13 protein-coding genes and 1 riboswitch are annotated in these 20,341 nt (G+C 47.5%); of the genes, 10 read left to right on the top strand and 3 right to left on the bottom strand.

Annotated elements, in window-relative coordinates:
• Positions 1-78: 78 nt before the first annotated feature.
• The 3 genes from gcvPB to gcvT all read right to left on the bottom strand — a co-directional run bounded on the left by gcvPB (position 79) and on the right by gcvT (position 4,153).
• Complete coding sequence (gene gcvPB, locus MHI21_RS18865) at positions 79-1,575, bottom strand: aminomethyl-transferring glycine dehydrogenase subunit GcvPB (RefSeq protein WP_076294374.1); 1,497 nt, start codon at positions 1,573-1,575, stop codon at positions 79-81.
• Positions 1,572-2,927 (bottom strand): aminomethyl-transferring glycine dehydrogenase subunit GcvPA, encoded by a 1,356-nt coding sequence (gene gcvPA / locus MHI21_RS18860; protein WP_342418736.1) that lies wholly within the window; start codon positions 2,925-2,927, stop codon positions 1,572-1,574. The genes gcvPB and gcvPA overlap by 4 nt, the downstream gene beginning before the upstream one ends.
• A gap of 119 nt (positions 2,928-3,046) precedes the next feature.
• Positions 3,047-4,153, bottom strand: coding sequence for a glycine cleavage system aminomethyltransferase GcvT (gene gcvT, locus MHI21_RS18855; protein ID WP_342418735.1), 1,107 nt, complete (start codon positions 4,151-4,153; stop codon positions 3,047-3,049).
• A 176-nt stretch (positions 4,154-4,329) separates the two neighbouring features.
• Positions 4,330-4,522: riboswitch (glycine riboswitch) on the bottom strand.
• A 301-nt stretch (positions 4,523-4,823) separates the two neighbouring features.
• Between gcvT and gcvH the strand changes: the two genes are divergently transcribed.
• The 10 genes from gcvH (at position 4,824) to MHI21_RS18805 (ending at position 20,284) form a co-directional block, all read left to right on the top strand.
• Positions 4,824-5,222: a glycine cleavage system protein GcvH gene (gene gcvH / locus MHI21_RS18850; protein WP_165178696.1), complete on the top strand. Its 399-nt coding sequence runs from the start codon at positions 4,824-4,826 to the stop codon at positions 5,220-5,222.
• Positions 5,223-5,600: 378 nt separating this feature from the next.
• On the top strand, positions 5,601-7,079 hold the full coding sequence (locus tag MHI21_RS18845; protein WP_341163405.1) for a PTS mannitol transporter subunit IICB: 1,479 nt from the start codon (positions 5,601-5,603) through the stop codon (positions 7,077-7,079).
• An 81-nt stretch (positions 7,080-7,160) separates the two neighbouring features.
• Positions 7,161-9,239 carry a BglG family transcription antiterminator gene (locus MHI21_RS18840; RefSeq protein ID WP_341163406.1) on the top strand — a complete coding sequence of 693 codons (2,079 nt, stop codon included), beginning with the start codon at positions 7,161-7,163 and terminating at the stop codon, positions 9,237-9,239.
• Entirely contained in the window at positions 9,236-9,670 is a 435-nt protein-coding gene (locus MHI21_RS18835; protein WP_342418734.1) for a PTS sugar transporter subunit IIA, read from the top strand. Before MHI21_RS18840 ends, MHI21_RS18835 begins: the two co-directional genes overlap by 4 nt.
• Positions 9,667-10,812 carry a mannitol-1-phosphate 5-dehydrogenase gene (locus MHI21_RS18830; RefSeq protein ID WP_341163408.1) on the top strand — a complete coding sequence of 382 codons (1,146 nt, stop codon included), beginning with the start codon at positions 9,667-9,669 and terminating at the stop codon, positions 10,810-10,812. The genes MHI21_RS18835 and MHI21_RS18830 overlap by 4 nt, the downstream gene beginning before the upstream one ends.
• Positions 10,813-11,026: 214 nt before the next feature.
• Positions 11,027-13,192 carry a DUF454 family protein gene (locus MHI21_RS18825; protein WP_342418733.1) on the top strand — a complete coding sequence of 722 codons (2,166 nt, stop codon included), beginning with the start codon at positions 11,027-11,029 and terminating at the stop codon, positions 13,190-13,192.
• Positions 13,185-14,840, top strand: coding sequence for an ABC transporter ATP-binding protein (locus MHI21_RS18820; RefSeq protein WP_342418732.1), 1,656 nt, complete (start codon positions 13,185-13,187; stop codon positions 14,838-14,840). The genes MHI21_RS18825 and MHI21_RS18820 overlap by 8 nt, the downstream gene beginning before the upstream one ends.
• A 255-nt stretch (positions 14,841-15,095) precedes the next feature.
• Entirely contained in the window at positions 15,096-17,630 is a 2,535-nt protein-coding gene (pulA, locus tag MHI21_RS18815; protein ID WP_342418731.1) for a type I pullulanase, read from the top strand.
• 231 nt (positions 17,631-17,861) lie between these two features.
• On the top strand, positions 17,862-18,503 hold the full coding sequence (locus tag MHI21_RS18810) for a 50S ribosomal protein L25 (protein ID WP_061828704.1): 642 nt from the start codon (positions 17,862-17,864) through the stop codon (positions 18,501-18,503).
• A gap of 284 nt (positions 18,504-18,787) precedes the next feature.
• Entirely contained in the window at positions 18,788-20,284 is a 1,497-nt protein-coding gene (locus tag MHI21_RS18805; protein ID WP_341163412.1) for a methyl-accepting chemotaxis protein, read from the top strand.
• Positions 20,285-20,341 lie beyond the last annotated feature (57 nt).

The raw sequence follows: 20,341 nt of genomic DNA, 5'->3' as shown, positions 1-20,341 counted from the left end.
AAAAATTGCTGTGTACATACAGCAGCCGGTATCTATTTAGATACCGGCTTTTTTGCATCCTTTATTCAGAATTTGTTTTTAACTGCATGAGCAATTCAGTACAGGTTTGCGGGCTGCGGTAGTTTCGTCCAATCGTGTGACTGGAGTGGTATATGGTGCATTGAGCACCAGCTCAGGGTTCTCTTCTGCTTCCCGTGCAATATGAATCATAGTGTCGACAAAAGCATCAAGTGTTTCCTTACTTTCCGTCTCCGTGGGCTCGATCATGATGCACTCCTCTACATTCAGCGGGAAGTAAATTGTAGGCGGATGGTAGCCGAAATCAAGCAGCCGTTTGGCTACATCAAGCGTGCGCACTCCAAATTTTTTCAAGCCTCGCCCCGACATTACGAATTCGTGTTTGCAATGTCCAGGGTAGGGCAGGTCAAAATGTGGAGCGAGCCGATGCATCATGTAATTGGCATTGAGCACAGCGCATTCCGATACACGCTTTAAGCCATCAGGACCGTAGCTACGGATATAGGTGTAGGCACGAACGAGAATACCGAAGTTGCCGTAAAAGGCCTTAACCCGTCCAATAGAATCTCCCTGTTCCCGGTCCCAGTGGTACACCCCCTGCGGATCCCGTACGACAAGCGGCTTGGGCAAATAAGGGATGAGCCGTTGCTTTACGCCGACAGGCCCAGCGCCGGGGCCGCCGCCGCCGTGCGGGGTACTCATCGTTTTGTGTAAATTGAGATGCACTACATCGAAGCCCATATCGCCGGGGCGGGTAATTCCCATGATGGCGTTGGAGTTCGCCCCGTCATAGTAGAGCAGACCACCCGCGTCATGCACGATGGCAGCAATGTCAGTGATTTGCTTCTCGAACAGCCCAAGCGTGTTCGGGTTGGTCAGCATGAGCGCAGCGGTGTCGTTGCCTACGGCTTGACGTAACGCATCCAGATCCACCAGCCCCTCAGGGGTGGAGGGAAGGGTGACTGTTTCGAAGCCTGCGACGGTTGCGCTGGCGGGGTTCGTTCCGTGCGAGGAATCCGGCACGAGCACCTTGGTACGTCGCTCACCACGTGCTTCGTGGTATGAGCGAATCATCATCAGCCCGGTCCATTCGCCATGGGCGCCCGCGGCGGGCTGAAGCGTGACGGCATCCATGCCAGTTAATGCAGCCAAATCATTTTGGAGCGTATGCAGCAACTCCATGGCACCCTGGATGCTCTCCTCGGGCTGATATGGATGGATTTTGGCGAAGCCTGTATATCGGGCGACATCCTCATTCACTTTCGGATTGTATTTCATCGTACAGGAGCCGAGCGGATAAAATCCGTTATCCACGCCGAAATTGCGCCGGGACAAGGCGGTATAATGCCGAATAACGTCTACTTCGTATACCTCGGGTAATGCCGCAGGTTCGCTGCGCAGCGCATAATCTGGCAAAAGCTCTGCCACCGGGCGACGGGGAACGTCGCACTCGGGAAGGGAATAGGCGATGCGACCCGGACGGCTCAATTCAAAAATGAGCGCTTGATCGTGTTCCTTCAACAGCCCTTGTTTTTGATCCTGTCCGGTGTGTGTCATAGCAATCCCCCCAAGGTGTGTACAAATTGGTCAATCTCTTCTTTGGTTCTTTGCTCCGTCACGGCAATCAACATGTGACCAGCAAGTTCCTCATAGTCCCGGCCCAAATCGTAGCCAGCGATAAATCCAGCAGCTAGCAGTTCGGCCTGGAGTTTGCTCATATCCGTACCCTCAGGCAGTCTAAGGGCAAACTCGTTAAAGGTTGGTGCGTTAAATGAGGCAGTTACGCCCTTCAAGCTCAGCAATTGCTCTAAAGCATAACGGCTTTTATGCAAATTTAGCTCGGCTACTTCCTTGATCCCCTGTCTACCCATGACAGACAAGTATACAGATGCAGATAAAGCTAGCAACGCTTGATTGGAGCAAATGTTAGACGTGGCCTTTTCGCGGCGGATATGCTGTTCCCGCGCTTGCAAGGTCAGCACGAAGCCGCGTTTACCGTTGCGGTCAGTGGTCTGACCCACAATACGGCCGGGGATACGGCGCATATGTGCCTGAGAAACGGCAAAGTATCCACAGGTCGGACCGCCGAGAGAAGAGGAGATGCCAAGTGGCTGCGCGTCTCCTACCACAATATCCGCGCCCTGTTTGCCGGGTGTCTCCAGCAAGCCAAGTGCCAGTGGGTTGGCACTGACGACCAAAAGACCTTTGTGCGCATGGATGAGATCAGCCATCGGCTTCAGGTTTTCCACGGCTCCGAAAAAGTTGGGGCTTTGGACCAAAACAGCCGCGGTCTGTTCCGATACGGCCGCCGCTAGCGCATCAGCATCCGTTACGCCGTCCGAACAGCCGATCTCCACGATGTCCAAATCCAATCCGCGTGCATAGGCTGCCAATACCTGACGTGCCTCCGGATGGACGGACCTTGATACGATAAGCTGTTTACGGCGGGTAGCTGCGGCGGACAGTGAGCCCGCTTCCGCCAGTGCAGTCGCTCCGTCGTACATGCTGGCATTAGCTACAGCCATGCCCGTCAGTTCGCAAATATACGACTGAAACTCGAAAATGGCTTGTAGCTCGCCTTGGCTTACTTCCGGCTGATAGGGGGTGTAGGCTGTATAGAATTCCGAGCGTGAAGTGATGTGCTGGATGACAGACGGAATATGATGATCATAAATTCCTGCGCCAAGAAAGCTGGCATGTGTGTCTGTATTGGCGTTGTGTCCGGCCAGCTCGGCCAAATGTCGGGTCAAGGCTCTCTCGTCGAGCCGAGAAGAAAGAGGAAGTTCCCCTTGATATCGAATGGCCTCTGGAATGTCACTGAATAAATCATCGATGGATGAAACGCCGACCACACGCAGCATTTCGGTTTGATCCTGTTCAGTCATAGGGAGATAACGATGCTGCTTCATAGGTTCTTGGCTCCTTTCGAAAAGCAAAATTTAAATCGTAAATTAGCTAATAAAAAAGTGTGAGATGAAAACCCGGAAGTTCATATCTGACATGTTTGCTTTATTGAAATGAAGAGAGTTTAAGATCGGCGCAGGCGTTTATAAAAGGGGGCTGCCACCACCTCGGCACGCAGGCGTTTGCCACGAATCTCAACCTCCAGCGGTGTGGAGAGGGCGCTAAAACGACTGTCTATCAAGGCGAGGCCGAGATTACGCTTCAAGGTGGGCGACTGAGTTCCCGTTGTGACCTCACCGATGTGTTGACCTTCTGCGAATACCGGATAATGGGCGCGTGGGATACCGCGATCCATCATTTCCAGCCCGATCAATTTGCGAGGAATCCCTTGATCTTTCTGACGTTGCAGTGCTTCTCTACCGATAAAATCTCCCTTATTCAGCTTGACGAAGAACCCTAGACCGGCTTCGAGTGGTGAAATCGTGGAAGATAACTCCTGTCCGTACAGCGGCAACCGTGCCTCAAAGCGTAGGGTATCCCGAGCACCAAGTCCAGCGGGAATCAGTCCATACGACTCACCGGAACGAAGCAAACCCTCCCATACGGCTGGTGCTTCCGCGGCAGGTACGTAAAATTCAAAACCGTCTTCACCCGTATATCCGGTTCGTGAGACGAGTGCTTTTGCTCCGAACAATGGCACATTCTCATGGAAGCGGAAAGATGCCAGATTCGTAATGTCCGTATCTGCCACGGCTGCGGCAATACGTGCTGCTTCCGGTCCTTGCAACGCCAGCAATGCTATCGCATCAGACACATTCTCCATGTGAACGGATGCAGGCATATGGCGAATTAGCCAATCCCAATCCTTATCGATGTTAGAGGCGTTCACAACGAGCATGTAGCGCTCCGGCCCTTTGCAGTAAACAAGCAGGTCGTCTACTACCCCTCCATCGGGGTAACACAGGAGTGAATATTGTGCCTGACCTGGTTCCAACTGGCTAACATCATTCGTGGTCACCCTTTGCAGAAAAGCTTCGGCCTCTTTGCCTTCAACCAAAAATTCGCCCATATGCGATACATCGAATAAACCCGCACGTTGCCGGACGGCCTCATGCTCCTTTTGAATGCCGCTAAACTGAACGGGGAGCTCCCAGCCGCCAAAGTCAATACAACGAACCCCAGACTGCGTCCCGTAGGACGAATATAGCGGTGTTTTTCGCAAATTAGTCATTTTTCCACTCCTATCGGGTGTGATCGGCTAAACAAAAAAGACAGGCCGAAAAAAACGTATAGACGGCAGTCTACACTCTTTTTTCAGCTCTGTCCTTGATACCAGAAAGTTACCCCGGTATGTACCGGGTTTCCCCTTGGGTGATCCGCTCCAATAGCGAATGCTCTCCAGAGATGCGTCCGGCAGAGGTCCTTTTGCCTGAGAGATTCACCTGCAATGCAGGCTTACTCCTTCGGCGCTACCTTCGGGATCAACAGTATATTACCTGGCTTTGCAGATAACAACTTGATCCGATTCGCGTGCAACTTATGTCTCATAAGCGGCAACAGCTATGCGAATCTTTTTGGCAGTCTCTCCCTCCGCGTTCATCCGCGTTTGCAGTTGTCGGGGTGTTTCCCAAAGCATTTGCTATAACCCATTAATACGCAAATTCATTCGAAATGTCAATAAAAATGTCATCAAAAACAATAGAAAAAACATTTAATATATAAATAAGGATATGTAAGCGTTTGTTATAAGTTATCATATTTTTATATAGTACGCCATATGAGGTCATATGAAGTATTTTTGTTAGTATTATTGACATGAGTGTTCCTGTTGTCATAATCTTAACCTGTCTAATACAGGTGAGCAAAAGCGATTTTATTCATATGGAAGCGAGGGGAACAGGATGGGTGAAGTAAAGCAGCAACTTTGGTATACAGACGAACATGAGTGGGTTCAGCGCACAGAGAATGGAACGTTGCGGATTGGTATTACAGACTTTGCACAGCATCAACTGGGTGATATTGTTTTTGTAGAATTACCGGAGGCGGGAGTAACGATTGAGCAGGGAGCGGAGATCGGTACGATTGAATCGGTGAAGACGGTATCCGACCTTTTTGCCCCGGTGACGGGAACCGTATTAAAAGTGAATGAAGCGCTGGAAAGTACGCCTGAGCTAGTAAATGAATCTCCCTATGAAAAAGGTTGGATGATCGAAGTAGAGATGGGTAAAGATGTGGAGGAAGCATTGGGCAAGCTACTGTCTGCGGATCAATACGAGCAGTTGATTTCCGATGAGCAGTAATGGAGCAATGTAGTATGGAATAAGAGTGTTATTTGTCTGCTCGATTTTTGTATACAACAGTCGCTATGATTTGACATAGCGGCTATTTTTTTGTCTTTTTTCAGACGTAATTACGTGTTTTATTCTGATGTAGAGAGTTGTCCCTATAGTAAGAATCATATATAAACCAGCACGGTTTTTCGACTAATTTCTATAGCTACAGGTCATATTAAGAAGAATTATGCAGGTCTAATACCTTCTCGGATAATTTAAATTTAAATGTTGTCATCAACGTTCATGACGAAAGTACGTTTTCATTTCGTTGATGAAGATAGCGCTGTCATTTAGTATGAATTTTAAGAAAAGGTAGTGATGCTTACCTACAAGGAGGATTTGAATATGAGTACATTGGACGCAAAGCCAAGTTCAAAAGGAGGCACTCGTGTCGCCGTACAGCGTTTTGGCCGTTTTCTCAGCGGTATGGTTATGCCCAATATGGGAGCCTTTATCGCGTGGGGATTGATTACGGCACTCTTTATTCCGACCGGGTGGTTCCCGAACGAAGGTTTTGCACAACTGGTTGATCCGATGAAAAATTATTTGCTGCCGCTGCTGATTGGTTACACGGGAGGCACGATGATTCACGGACAACGTGGAGGTGTGATTGGTGCCATTATGACGATGGGTGTCATAGTGGGAGCCGATATCCCGATGTTCCTGGGCGCGATGGTCGCTGGTCCGCTGGCTGCGTGGATATTGAAGAAGTTCGACAAGGCCATTGAAGGCAAAGTCAGATCAGGCTTTGAAATGCTGGTCAATAATTTTTCGGCCGGGATTATCGGTGCCATTCTAGCACTGCTTGCCCATGTGGCGATCGGCCCGGTTGTACAAATGATCAGTCAAGTATTGTCGGCAGGGGTACAGTTCCTCGTGAACGCAGGGCTACTGCCGCTTGTCAACCTCATTATTGAGCCCGGAAAAGTATTATTTTTAAACAACGCGCTGAATCACGGAGTATTAAGTCCGATTGCGTTGGAGGAAGCTGCAAGAACAGGGAAATCCGTACTGTTCATGCTGGAATCCAACCCTGGGCCTGGGCTCGGTATTTTGCTGGCCTACTGCCTGTTCGGTAAAGGCTCTGCGAAGTCGTCGGCTCCTGGCGCAGTCATCATTCATTTTTTCGGCGGGATTCATGAAATTTATTTCCCTTATATTTTGATGAAGCCGATTTTGATTCTTGCTGCTATAGCTGGGGGCGTTGTGGGAACCTTCTGTTTCATGTTGACAGGTGCCGGACTGGTTGCTGCTCCTTCACCGGGCAGCATCATCGCCTATTTTCTAATGACGCCAAAAGGCGGATATTTGCCAATGTTAAGCGGGGTGATCGCTGCTGCGGTCGTATCTTTTGCTGTTGCCGCAGTGTTACTCAAGACTGGTAAGCAACAAGAAGAGGGGCTGGAGGAAGCTGCATCCCGCCTGAAAGATATGAAAAATCAAAGCAAGAGTGCAAGTGCTAACGCCACTGTAATGGAAGATAACCACGAATCTGATCGTGCTGCAGAAATTGCTGCAGATCGAACGCTCAAGAATAAATCCGAAGTGAACAAAATCGTCTTTTCCTGTGATGCAGGTATGGGTTCAAGCGCTATGGGTGCTTCAATTTTACGCAAAAAAATGAAGCAGGCGGGTGTGGGCGTAACAGTTACGAATACGGCAATCAGTGAAATTCCACAGGATGCGGATATTGTCATTACGCAAAAAACGTTGACAGACCGGGCTAAAACAGTAGCTCCGAAAGCTGAGCACATTTCCATTGACAATTTTCTGAAGAGTCCTGAATACGAAGCGCTGGTTGAACGTCTGAAATCCGATTCTTAATCCCCATCGAAGTCAGGCGGACTGTATGCAATGTACGTCTCCTGCTGGAGGGATGAGCTTGGGAAGGAACGGTATGCGCTTATGAATATTACGAAACGACAACGTGACATCGTGGAATATCTTCTGGAGCAGTCCAAAGAGGTTACAGCCGGGGAAATTGCCACGAAGATCAATGTCAGCACAAGGACGGTTCATCGGGAACTGGGCGCAGTCGAGCATTGGCTGGCAGCTCATGAGGTGAAGCTGGAGAAAAAGTCAGGGATCGGTATCTGTATAGATGCTGATCCAGCTCAGCTTGTATGCCTGCGGAAACAATTGCTGCATACGAAGTCAGACGAATATTCGGCTGAGGAGAGAAAGATCGTGGTACTCTGCATGCTGCTGGATACACGGGAGCCGATCAAGCTGTTGGCGCTGGCTTCAGATCTGAAAGTCACGGTAACTACGGTCAGTCATGATCTAGACGAATTGCAAGACTGGATTGAGGAACGTGGACTCATGCTTGTGCGCAGACGGGGGTACGGGGTCGAGATTACAGGGCGGGAGACAGACAAAAGACGGGCGATTTCCGAGCTGGCTCTCGAATATTTGGATGAATCCGATCTGTTTTCAGCCCGAGAAGAACTTCGTCCTGTAACCCGTGTTGCCGACAAGTTGCTGGAGATGATTGGCAGAGATAACCTGCTAATCGTGGAAAAGGCCCTCTGGCAGCCTCATGAAAAATGGTTAGAAAACATGGTGGAAAGCAAATACATGGAGCTGCTGATTCAAATTTGCGTTTCGCTGGTACGTCTGCGACTCGGGTATGTTATAGATCCTCTTCTCTCGTATTTAAAAACAGATTCGGATGAAAATATCATGCTTCGCACAGCTATGGTGGAACGCATATGCACGGAGTTGTCAGAGGCGCTGGATATTGAATTTCCAGAGCCGGAACGATCTTATCTCAGGCTGCTATTTCGTGATGCCGAAGATCACTCTACCCGACTACTGCCGTTGGATGATCTCGTACTGTTGGAGTCGGTTCATGAGTTGATTCGTCGTGTGGAGGAAGAGACAGGCACGCCATTGAAAGAGGACCGTGTTCTGCGTGAAGGACTGATTGCCCATATGGCTCCGGTATTCAAACGTTTGAAGGAAGGCAGGTCGATTCGTAACCCTCTCCTTCAGCAAATCCGCAAGGATTACAGCAGCTTATTTGACTCAGTGAAAAAGGCTGCGGCGAGCATGACAGAAATGAAAGTGCCTGATGAAGAGATCGGATTTCTCGTCATGCATTTCGGCGCTTCGTTGGAGCGGCTGCGACAATTACGGCGGGAGGTGCGGGCCATTGTAGTCTGCACGAGCGGCATTGGATCATCCAGACTTCTGGCAACAAGGCTCGCCAAAGAGCTCCCACAGATCAAAATTGTGGATAGGGCTTCATGGTACGAGGCGGCGCGGATTCCCAAGGAGGATTATGATCTGATCATTTCGACAGTAGAGCTACCGCTTGAACCAGATCGGTATCTTAAGATCAGCCCGCTGCTGACGCAGGAGGAGAGTGATCGTCTGCGTCATTTCATCCAGCATATTACACTCCATCATCTCAATGATCATCAGCAGGAACAGGCCGTTCAGCCTGGTCAGGATATGGAGTGGCTTACCGGTCTGCGGAAAAGTCTCGAGGAAATTGTACACATTGTACAGCAATTTCAAGTGTATCCGCTGGAAAATCAGGGGATGGATATGGCGGCGACCGTAGAGGCGATATGCATGTTGGAGACGGGGCGGGGGAATGTTACAGAGCCTTCTGCGGTTGCTGTACAACTCATGGAAAGAGAGCGCCAAGGTAGTCAGGTGATCTCTGATACCTCCATTGCTTTAGTTCATACGCGCAGCCACTATATTCGCAAGCCTTCGCTTACCTTGTATAAGCTGGCAGAGCCACTGTTGGCGGATACAGGTGAACAGGTAGAATGCGTGCTGCTCATGTTGGGACCTCGTGAGCTGCCGAGAGAGAGCTTGGAGGTATTAAGCGAGATTAGTGCATTACTTTTGCAGGAAGACATGGTTACGCTACTGGAACACGGTAGCAGGGATCATATTGTCAATTATATATCGAGTGAGCTGGCTGAATTTTTCCACAGTAAATTAGGGACAGGGAGGAACCTACCGTGAGTATTATGACGATAGACAAAGTAAAAATGAACGCAATCGCCAAAGACAAATATGAGGCGATTCGTATGGCTGGACAAATCCTGCTGGATGCAGGACATATTTCAAGTGATTACATTGACAAGATGCTGGAACGCGAGGAGATCGTGTCCACCTACATCGGGAACGGGCTGGCTATTCCACATGGCACCAAGGAATCCAAGATGCTTATTCAATCCACAGGCATCTCCATCGTTCAGTTCCCGCAAGGCGTATATTTTGGGGAAGAGAAAGCATATATGGTGATCGGCATTGCAGCACAAGGCGGCGATCATATGGAGATTTTGACGAGTATCGCTGTGGTGTGTGCGGAGGAAGAAAATATGGATAAACTTCGCAACGCAGTGACCCCACAGGAAATTATAGATCTGTTCGAAAGTGAGATGGAGCTATGAGAGCCGTCCACTTTGGAGCAGGAAATATCGGTCGCGGCTTTATCGGATTAATTCTGTCGCGTGCAGGCTATGAGGTTGTTTTTTCAGATGTCAACGACACCCTTGTATCCGAGTTACGCCGTCGTAAACAATACACCGTAGAATTAGCCAATGATACAAAGGATACGGAGCTGGTCACGAATGTAACGGCAATTGACGGCAAGGATGCAGCGGCTGTAGCCGATGCGGTAGACCACGCTGATCTGGTAACGACCGCAGTAGGTGTCAGCATCCTCAAGCACATTGCAGCAGGTATTGCGGAGGGAATCAAGCGGCGGGTAGAGCGAGGAGCAAGGCCGCTGCATGTGATTGCCTGTGAAAATGCAATCGGAGGCAGCGCCCAACTGAAAGAGCATGTTTTTGCGCTATTGGATGAGACGACCCGTGCCAAGGCTGAGGTTTCGGTGTATTTTCCAAATGCTGCTGTAGACCGGATTGTGCCGATCCAGCACCACAAGGACCCGTTACATGTGCAGGTAGAGCCTTTTTACGAGTGGGTGGTGGATCGTTCACAAATGGCACCTGAGCATGAAGAAATCGAAGGTATCCTGTACGTTCAAGATCTAGAGCCTTACATTGAACGAAAGCTGTTCACGGTGAATACGGGGCATTGCGTGGCAGCCTATCTTGGTTATACCGCAGGTTATGCTACCATCCAGGAGGCCATGAAGGATAGCAAGGTGGTGGATTCGATACAAGGGTCACTGGAGGAGACAGGAGCAGTGCTTGTGAAGCGCTTCGGTTTGGATCAAGGGGAGCATAAGAAGTACATCTCTAAAATTTTGGATCGCTTCCGCAATCCTAATCTGACAGACGATGTTACTCGGGTCGGACGTTCACCGTTGCGCAAGCTGTCTCCCAATGATCGTCTTGTACGTCCCGCGCTCCAAGCGCAGGAGTATGGCATCCCTACGGATCATCTGGCGTTAGGAATGGCTGCTGCCTGTAAATTTGATATTACGGAAGACCCCGAGGCAGTCGAGCTTCAGCAGGTGATCCGCAGTGAAGGACTGGGTGCGGCGCTGACGCGTTATACTTCCATAACCGCAGACCACCCGTTACATCGGCAGGTATTGGAGCAATATGATATTATAAATTCATAAAACAACGAATTATAAACATCTACTTTCGGTAATCCTCTTGAAGACAAAGCATCCACATCAACACTAACGTGTTCTGTAGAGATGTGCTTCAAGAGGCTTTTTATATGCGTGATTTACATCACATAACAACCTGCTTAAATTGTTTATATTGATAATGATTATCATTATCTATAAAATGAAATCATTACTATTATAACTATTAGGGAGGATTATAGTGAAACCGATCTATATTACCTTAGGGTTTTTATTTTTGGCGCTTGGAGTTATTGGTGTAGTGCTACCGTTGCTACCGACTACACCGTTTCTGCTGCTAGCGACCTTTTTCTTTATGCGGGGGTCTGAAAGGATTCACCAGTGGTTTTCGAATACCTCTCTGTACCAAAAGCATCTAGAGAGTTTTGTTCAAACAAGATCGTTGAAGCTGTCTACGAAAATCACGACATTGGGCTTAGCGTCAGCGATGCTGATTACAGGCTTTATTTTCACGCCTAATGTGTGGGGGAAAGCGCTCATCGTCTTGGTCATCCTTTTTAAATATTATTACTTTATATTCCGCATCGGAACAATAAGAAATGCTGCAGCAGAAATAACGCCTTCATGTTCATCTGAACCTATACCTACACCTACTCCCAAAAAAAGGTCTAAAATGGTCGATAGCCGTCTGCTCGGTCTAGTGGAACATTCTCGGAAATATATCGTCTTGGGTGTGCTTGTGCAGTGGATTGGTCTTTTGGGGAGTATAGCCGCTGTGTTATCTATGGCCTTTATTATGCAGCAGGCATGGGAAGGACAAGTGACTCGCAAGCTGATTATATCTATGACGGTCATTGTTATTGCTGCTGTTGCAGTTCGCTGCCTGAGCAATTATGCAGCCAGTATGTTATCTTATCGTGCTTCGGTAAATGCTAAAAAAACGCTGCGCTCGCAAATTTACGGCAAGTTGCTGAAGATGGGACCCGCATATACAGATCATACCTCCACCTCGGGGGTTATTCAGGTTGCTGTAGAAGGGGTAGAGCAGCTTGAAACCTATTTCGGTAGATATATGCCTCAGCTATTTTACAGTCTGCTTGCCCCCGTCACGTTGTTCATCACCCTCTCTTTTGTCAGCTTCAAAGCAGCCATTATACTATTGATCTGCGTTCCCTTAATTCCAGTGTCGATCATTGTCATTATGAGGATGGCTAAAAAGCTGTTTCGGAAATATTGGGGCAGTTACGTCAATCTGGGCCACAGCTTTTTGGAGAATGTACAAGGTCTGACTACGCTCAAAATGTACGGAACAGACCAGGACAAACATCAGGAAATGAACACAGCAGCTGAGGACTTTCGCAAAATGACGATGAAAGTGCTGACTATGCAGCTTAACTCCGTGGCCATTATGGATCTTATCGCATTTGGTGGTGCTGCTGCGGGTGTACTAGTCGCGATAAGTGAATATTCTTCAGGCCATATTGGCTTGGCAGGAGCGATCATCATTGTTTTGCTGTCAGCAGAGTTTTTCATTCCTCTGCGTTTACTGGGTTCTTACTTCCATATCGCCATGAACGGAATGGCAGCAAGCGACAAAATATTTCAAATGTTGAGTACAGAGGATCTTATACAAGGACAAGAAAGCATAGAAAACACAGATATTCGACTGGAGCAGATGAGTTTTGCCTACGACGAAAGAGATACCTTACGAAATATATCCATGGATATTCCCCAGGGCAGCTTGGTTTCAATTGTTGGGGAATCAGGCTCTGGTAAAAGTACGGTAGCCGGATTGATCGTTGGGCATCACGAGGGGTATCGAGGAAGTCTGACGATTGGAGGAACCGAGCTTACCGATATTTCGGAAGAAAGCCGCATGCGTCACATGACCTGGATTGGTTTTAACAGCTATATTTTTAAAGGCACAGTTGAAGCAAATTTAAAAATGGGCAATGAGCACGCGGATGAACAACAAATGCTGGAAGCTTTGCGACAAGTGAAGCTGTATGATTTTATTCTTTCAGAAGGAGGACTGGAAGCAGAACTGGAGGAGCAGGGGGCAAATCTGTCAGGAGGACAGCGCCAACGGCTAGCACTGGCCAGAGCATTGCTGCATGATAGTCGTGTGTACATTTTTGACGAAGCTACCTCTAACATTGACAGTGAGAGTGAGGAAGGCATTATGGAGGTAATACATGCGCTGGCAGGTCAAAAAACAGTGATTCTTATCTCTCACAGACTGGAAAATGTAGTTCAATCCGACTGTATCTATGTGCTGCAAAACGGATTGGTGGCAGAATCCGGAACGCATCATGAACTGTTGAGCCAGCAAGGACATTATGCGGAGATGTATCTCAGTCAACACCAGGTAGAGCAGTTTGCAAAAGGAGGGGCTGTATATGCGTAGACACGGATTACGGATCATGGGCCAATTATTGATATTGGCGGGACCTCTTTTACCTGTACTGCTCATCACGATTGTGACAGGAGTGCTTGGTTTTATTTGTGCTATTGGCATTATAGTGTATGGAGCCCTTGCTCTGCTTACAGCAACGGGCATCACGACAGGCTACACCATGTCGTTTTTGCTGACGTCGATCGTGGTTTGTGCCGTACTGCGCGGCGTATTCCGTTATGGCGAGCAAATGAGTGGTCATTATCTCGCTTTCAAGCTACTGGCTGTACTGCGTGACAAGGTGCTTCAAGCCCTGCGCAGACTCGCTCCAGCCAAATTGGAAGGCAAGGACAAGGGGAATCTGATATCACTCATTACGAGTGATATTGAGCTGCTGGAAGTATTTTATGCGCATACGATAGCGCCTGTAATGATCGGCATCATCACTTCACTGCTCATGGTATTTTTTATCGGTTCTTATGAGCCTCTATTAGGCTGGCTCGCTGCGCTTGCTTACCTAACTGTCGGTTTATTTATTCCCTTACTCACGTCACGTATGGGCAAACGTCAGGGGATGGAATACCGAAGCAGCTTTGGCAAGCTCAGCAGTTATTTTTTGGACAGCTTACGGGGGATGAAGGAAATTGTGCAATATGGACAAGGAGAACAACGTTTGAATGAGATTAACCGTCGTACGGATCAATTGGATGCCAAGCAGAAGGACTTGAAGCATCATGAAGGCATCACAAGAGCGATCACAGATGCGGCTGTAGTTGGATTCTCATTTTTAATGCTGCTGGCTGGATTGTACGGTATGTCTAAGGGTCAGGTTGACTTTACAGGTATGCTAATTTCTGTTATTGCCCTGTTTAGTTCATTTGGTCCGGTCGTCGCACTGAGCAATTTGTCTAACAATTTGCTTCAAACGCTGGCGAGCGGGGAACGAGTGTTGAGTCTATTGGAGGAAACCCCGGAGGTTGAGGAAAATATCGAAGGGATGAGTGTTGCCTTTACTGGGGCACGAGTAGACAAGGTGACTTTTGCATACGATGCTCAAACGGTGCTGAATGATGTAAGTCTCACGATACCGCATAAGCGGATTTTAGGCATTCAGGGTAAAAGCGGCTCTGGCAAGTCTACACTGCTAAAGTTGCTGATGCGATTTAGGGACCCGCAGCAAGGTCAAATTTTGCTATCCGGACACGATTTGAAGGAAATTGGGACCCGACATTTGAGAGGCTTACAGAGCTATGTAGACCAGCATACGTTCCTGTTTGATGATTCAATTGCAGCTAATATCAAAATTGGAAAGCCTGATGCTACACATGAGCAGGTGGTGGAAGCAGCACGTAAGGCATCCGTGCACGATTTTATTATGACCTTGCCTCAAGGGTATGACAGCCGAGTTGGAGAATTGGGGGACAGGCTGTCCGGTGGAGAACGTCAACGCTTGGGACTGGCCAGAGCCTTTGTCCATAATGCTCCTCTCTTACTGCTCGACGAGCCTACCAGCAATTTGGACAGCCTGAACGAGGCAATTATTTTAAAATCGTTAAAGGAACAGCAGCAAGATAAAACGATTGTCCTTGTTTCGCACCGAAGTTCTACCATGCGGATTGCAGACGATATTTTTGAAATGGATAACCGTAGATTGTCCTGACTTTTCTAACTATTGTTATACCTTGAGGGCAAAAGCTGTAGCCTGTTCATAGTTTTGTCATAAAATGGAGTGTGCGTTGAAATGGAAGCGTCATCCTTATTTAAATCATCCAGCTTTTCAAGCTTGTCTTATTTTGATAGCCTATTAGGTGAAGATTTTACAAAATCCTGAGGTATATTGACAAGTCATAAACATCATAAATGATGGATGAACAGAGGCTGTAAGCCGATGTACAGAAATGGGTGGTGAACAGGAATGTCAGATTTCAATCAGCTCAATGAGCTTGAGCACACAACATATCCCATATATGAAGGCTATGATTTGGGTCTTACTTATACGCCTGCGGGCAGCAAGTTTAAGGTATGGGCACCGACTGCGCAGCAGGTCCATATAGCGTTGTATAACGATGCGGGGGTGTACGATCAGGAAGGGAACGTTCAGGAGCACGGCGGTGGTCAGGAATTTCTCATGAGCCGTGATGATCAAGGTGTATGGTCTATAGAGCTGGAAGGGGACTGGAACAAATATTATTACATGTACAGGCTGGAGTGGGCGGACAACACCATTCATTATGCTGCCGATCCATATGCCACAGGGGTATCAGCCAACGGGCAGCGTACAGCGATCATTGATTTGGCTCAAACCAACCCGGACGGATGGGAATTGGATGCGGGGCCTACACTTAAGCGGCCGACGGATGCCATTCTTTATGAGCTTCATGTACGTGATTTTTCGATGGATACCCATTTTAATACGGGGGAAAAAGACTTATCTGCTGCTCAGGGACGGTTTGAGGCCTTTACGTATACGGGATTGAAGGATACTGAGGGGAACAGCATCGGGCTGGATCATCTGCTGGAGCTGGGTATTACACATGTTCATTTGCTTCCAGTGGCTGATTTTCATACGGTGAATGACTTTGCAGAATTAGAAACTGAATATAACTGGGGCTATGATCCACAGCATTATAATGTGCCGGAGGGGTCTTATTCTTCCAATCCGGCTGACCCGGAGACGCGTATACGAGAACTGAAACTGCTGGTACAGTCTTTGCATACTGCCGGCATCGGTGTCATTATGGACGTCGTGTACAACCACACTTATTCGGTGGAACAGGGGCCATTTGAGCCTGTTGTACCTGGATATTATTACCGCACGGATGAGCAAGGGCAGCTCACCAATGGATCAGGTGTAGGTAATGAGGTGGCAACCGAACGTCCGATGGTGCGCAAGTATATCAAGGATTCACTACGCTATTGGGCAGAGGAATATCATATAGACGGCTTTCGATTTGATCTGATGGGGCTGATTGATACCCCAACCGTGGTGCAGCTTACCCAGGAGCTTCGCTCTGAAGTGCGTCCTGATCTGCTGATCTATGGTGAGCCTTGGACGGGAGGAGAATCTCCGCAACCCTTGCTTACGCTAAAAGGAACGCAACGCGCCAAAGGCTTTGCCGTTTTTAACGACAACTACCGTTCTGCTATAAAGGGGGATAGCGACGGTACTGGGAGTGGGTTTGCCACGGGGGCAGAACATCAGGAGGAACAGGTGCTCAAAGGTGCTTTTGGGGCTATTCATGATTTCACAGCTCAGCCATCGGAGACCGTCAATTATGTAACAGCCCACGATAATCTCAATCTGTGGGATAAAATTTTGACGGTAAGACATTTGCGGGAGCACTGTCGTTTTCCACAATGGGAGCAGGGGAAGCCACAGGATGGGAGGACACCGGAACAAGCTGTTGCCGAAGCAGACCCGTATTGGGAACTGGATGAAGATAACTTGCTAGAGAACGAAACCGTACGCAAGTCCCTGTTGGCTAACGGTATGGTACTCACATCGCAAGGCATCCCTTTTATTCATGCAGGGGATGAACTGCTGCGCTCCAAATATGGAGACCATAATAGCTACCGAAGCTCAGATGTGGTGAATGCCATCCATTGGGATAACAAGGCGAGGTTTCGCCCAGTGTTTGATTACTACCAAGGCTTAATTGCTTTGCGGCGCAACCACCCGGCATTCCGAATGGACCATCGTGAGCTGGTGGAGCAGCATATGGAAGTGCTGCAAAGCAGTGGGCATGTGGTGGCTTTTGCTTTGAGGCACCATGCTAACGGCGATGCCTGGAATCATATTGTGGTGATTTATAACGGCTCGGATACAGAGCAAACGATATTATTGCCTGCGGAATCGGATCGTTGGCATGTGGTCGTGGACGCACACGGGGCTGGTAATGAGACACGGTATGAAGTGGTAGGCCATCGTGTGACTGTATCGCGCTGGTCGATGATGGTGTTATATGATCAGGAAGAACCTGCACGAGTCTCCTTTTTGACTGAACAAGATCAGGTTAATCGTCAGGCGGAGAACGAATTGGAAGACTCGGATGAGGGAACAGATCAAGAAATTGCAGGTACAGCTATGACGTTGACAGATGTGCAGCTTGGAAACGATAGTGAAGTCGCTCCATTTCGCACGATTGAACTGATCTACGAGCGTGCAGATCGGCAATACACTGGCTGGAACGTATGGGTATGGGGAACTGGGCACCGCGACGGACATGTCGAATTTCGTGATTTGGATGACGGTCGTGCAATAGCGCGTATTCAGTTGGCTCCTGATATACAGCGAATTGGCTACATTGTCCGGCTTAATCACTGGGATGCCAAGGATGTTGAGGCAGATCGATATATTGATATAGACCTGAACCAGTCTGTGATGCAAGTATTGATTCATAGTGGCAGAGAAGAATATTTGTTACTGGTAAATGATAATCGGGCCGGATAGACTTGTATGCTTGGTCGCTATATATACGAAAGTAGCATTTTTCGATCATTTCGAGAAATGCTATTTTTTTATGCAAACGTGTGTCAGTTTCAGAAAAAAGGGGTAAAATAGGATTATGGACTTGTTTAGTTTTGCCAGCTTGCTGGCTTATATCCTGTAGTACGACTGGTAAACAGGCAAGATTCTTGGAGGAAAATCATTTGTAAGGTAACCTGAAGGAGGTTGTATATCATGAGTTCTAATGGAGGAAGTATTCAACTGACCGCCCAGCCGAGAACAGAGAAGAAGGGTTCGGCTATTCGTGAATTGAGGTTAAAAGGACGGATTCCAGCTGTGGTTTACGGCTCTGAGCTTGAAGGAACCCCTGTACATGTCGATGCCAAGGAATTTAATAAAGTAGTCAAAACCGGACGTTCAGAGGTGTTTAACCTCACTGTAGAGGGTGGAGAAACCATTCCGGTTATTATTAAAGATTATCAACAGCGTGACAATCAATGGCTGCATGCCGATTTTTTGAAAATTGCCAAAAACAAACCGCTTCGCGTGCGTGTTTCTATTGATTATCAGGGTACACCTGTAGGTACAAAAACAGGCGGTATTCTGCAAGTTCAGGAAACGGAAGTTGAAGTCGAAGGTCTTCCTGCTGATTTACCATCTACCATTGAGGTGGATGTATCCGCACTGGATGTTGGCGACAAGCTGAGCGCTAGCGACTTGAAGCTCCCTAAAGGAGTAACACTGCACGTCCCTGAAGAAGAACTGCTTGCTTCTATTATCGTTCCGCGTGCAGTTGAAGTAGAAAATGCTGCTGTGGAAGGTGATGCAGCGGCAACTGAAGGCACTGAAGAGGCTTCCGAAAACAAGGAATCCTAATGTTTTCAGTTGGTTTATGAATCTTTTTCAATTGCAGAAGATCATCAAAAAGGTATTCAAAATCGCTCCCTGCTAGGGGGCGATTTTTTGCATTCATTTATTTACACTTACATACTCTTTCTCTTTAAAAAGTTGTCCTGTTGTGATTTGGTGTTTAAAAGGGAATGTGGTGTTTGTACGATTTTCATTCAATACGCGTTCTGATATGACGATATATATAGTATGGTATTTACATTTTTATTTTATAAATACCTAATATATATCTAAGGAGCGCGTACACAATCATGGACAGAACGAATGAATTGTTGTGGCAAAGAAACAAATTGGTGATCATTATTTTTTGGATTATGACCTTGAGCAGCACCATCCCGGCATTATCTAATCCATCGGTGTGGGTGTCTAGTGGTGTAGGATTTGTAGTCGCCGCAGTTTTGACGATTCTGAATATGAAAAAGAAAGGAATCCGCCTTATTCCTTGGATTATTACGTTGTATAGCGTATTAATATGTATATTTGTAAACTTATCTAGCGTGGAGGCAGTGACTACGATCTTTATTTGCTCATTGTTGTTGCTCTACCCATCTTACCGATACTTTTTGATAGCAATGGTCTTAAATCTGTGTAATATTTTCATACAAATTACCATCGGTACGCCAGCAATTCCCCCGGCTACCGGTCCTTTGCGTTATGTGCACGAGTTTATTATTGTTTTACTGATTGGTTTGCTATTGTTAGTGGTATCGGTGTTAAATCAAAAGCAGTTTAAGAAAACGGAAGAGCAAAATAAAGATATGGATGCCACAAGGCAACGTATTGATTTTTTGTTTGAACAAGTTAGACAAGCTGTAACTGGACTGCATAGCTTTACAGAACGATTCAGGAATCAAGTGGATGCTACCGGCAGCGTGACGAATGAAGTCGCCATCGGGTTTCAGGAGGTTGCCAAAGGGGTAGAAATGCAAGCTTCGAATATCACTGAGGTAACGGATAACTTGGCTCAGTCTGACCAGCACGTGCGTGAGGTTGCCGATCATTCCCGAGAATTGAAGCAGCTCTCCGAAGATACGAAAAGTGCCGGGAGCAGAGGGAGCAATCAACTGCTTGCATTAACGTCTCAAATTAAGGATTTGGGTCTGGTTATGAGTCGTACCAAAGAAGAGTTGGACGAGTTTAAAACACAAAGTGATAATATGTCTGCCATGCTCAAAGATATTACTCAAATCTCGAAACAAACTAATTTGCTGTCCTTGAATGCATCCATTGAGGCCGCCAGAGCGGGAGAGCATGGAAAAGGATTTGCCATCGTGGCTGGCGAAGTGCGTAATTTGGCTGAAATGGTAGGGAATACCTCGGTGGCAATGGAAGGTATTTTAACCCAACTGAGAACTCAGATGGATTCTGTCGTAAGCCAATTTGACATGGGACAGCAAAGACTACAGCAGAGTATGGAATCGGCCCATTCGACCGAAATTGTACTGGAGGATATCCTGCAAAATGCCAATAAAGTGCTGCTGCAGGCCGTGGAGGTGGAAGCCAGTACGAATAGTATGCAGCAATTCTCATCTCAGGTCGTTCAAGAGATGGAGGAGTTTTCAAGCGTTACAGAACAAGCGAGTGCAGCGTCAGAGCAAATTTTGGCTGGAGTAGAGGAGCAACGAAATATAACCTCCAATATGGTGACAGGGTTTAATGAGCTGGAGACGTTGATTATCCAGTTAAAAGAACTGGTACATGATCAGAAGGAGGACAACATTCCTACCGAAATCAGCAAAAGCAAATAACTGAAATGCTTCATTATCGGACTAGAGATCCGGGGATTATCGCTATCAAGCGGTACT

This window comes from Paenibacillus sp. FSL H8-0168 (assembly GCF_038592955.1).
Taxonomy (GTDB): domain Bacteria; phylum Bacillota; class Bacilli; order Paenibacillales; family Paenibacillaceae; genus Paenibacillus; species Paenibacillus polymyxa_B.
Note: the sequence above shows the minus strand (reverse complement) of the source record. Positions and strands in the feature narration are given on the sequence as shown.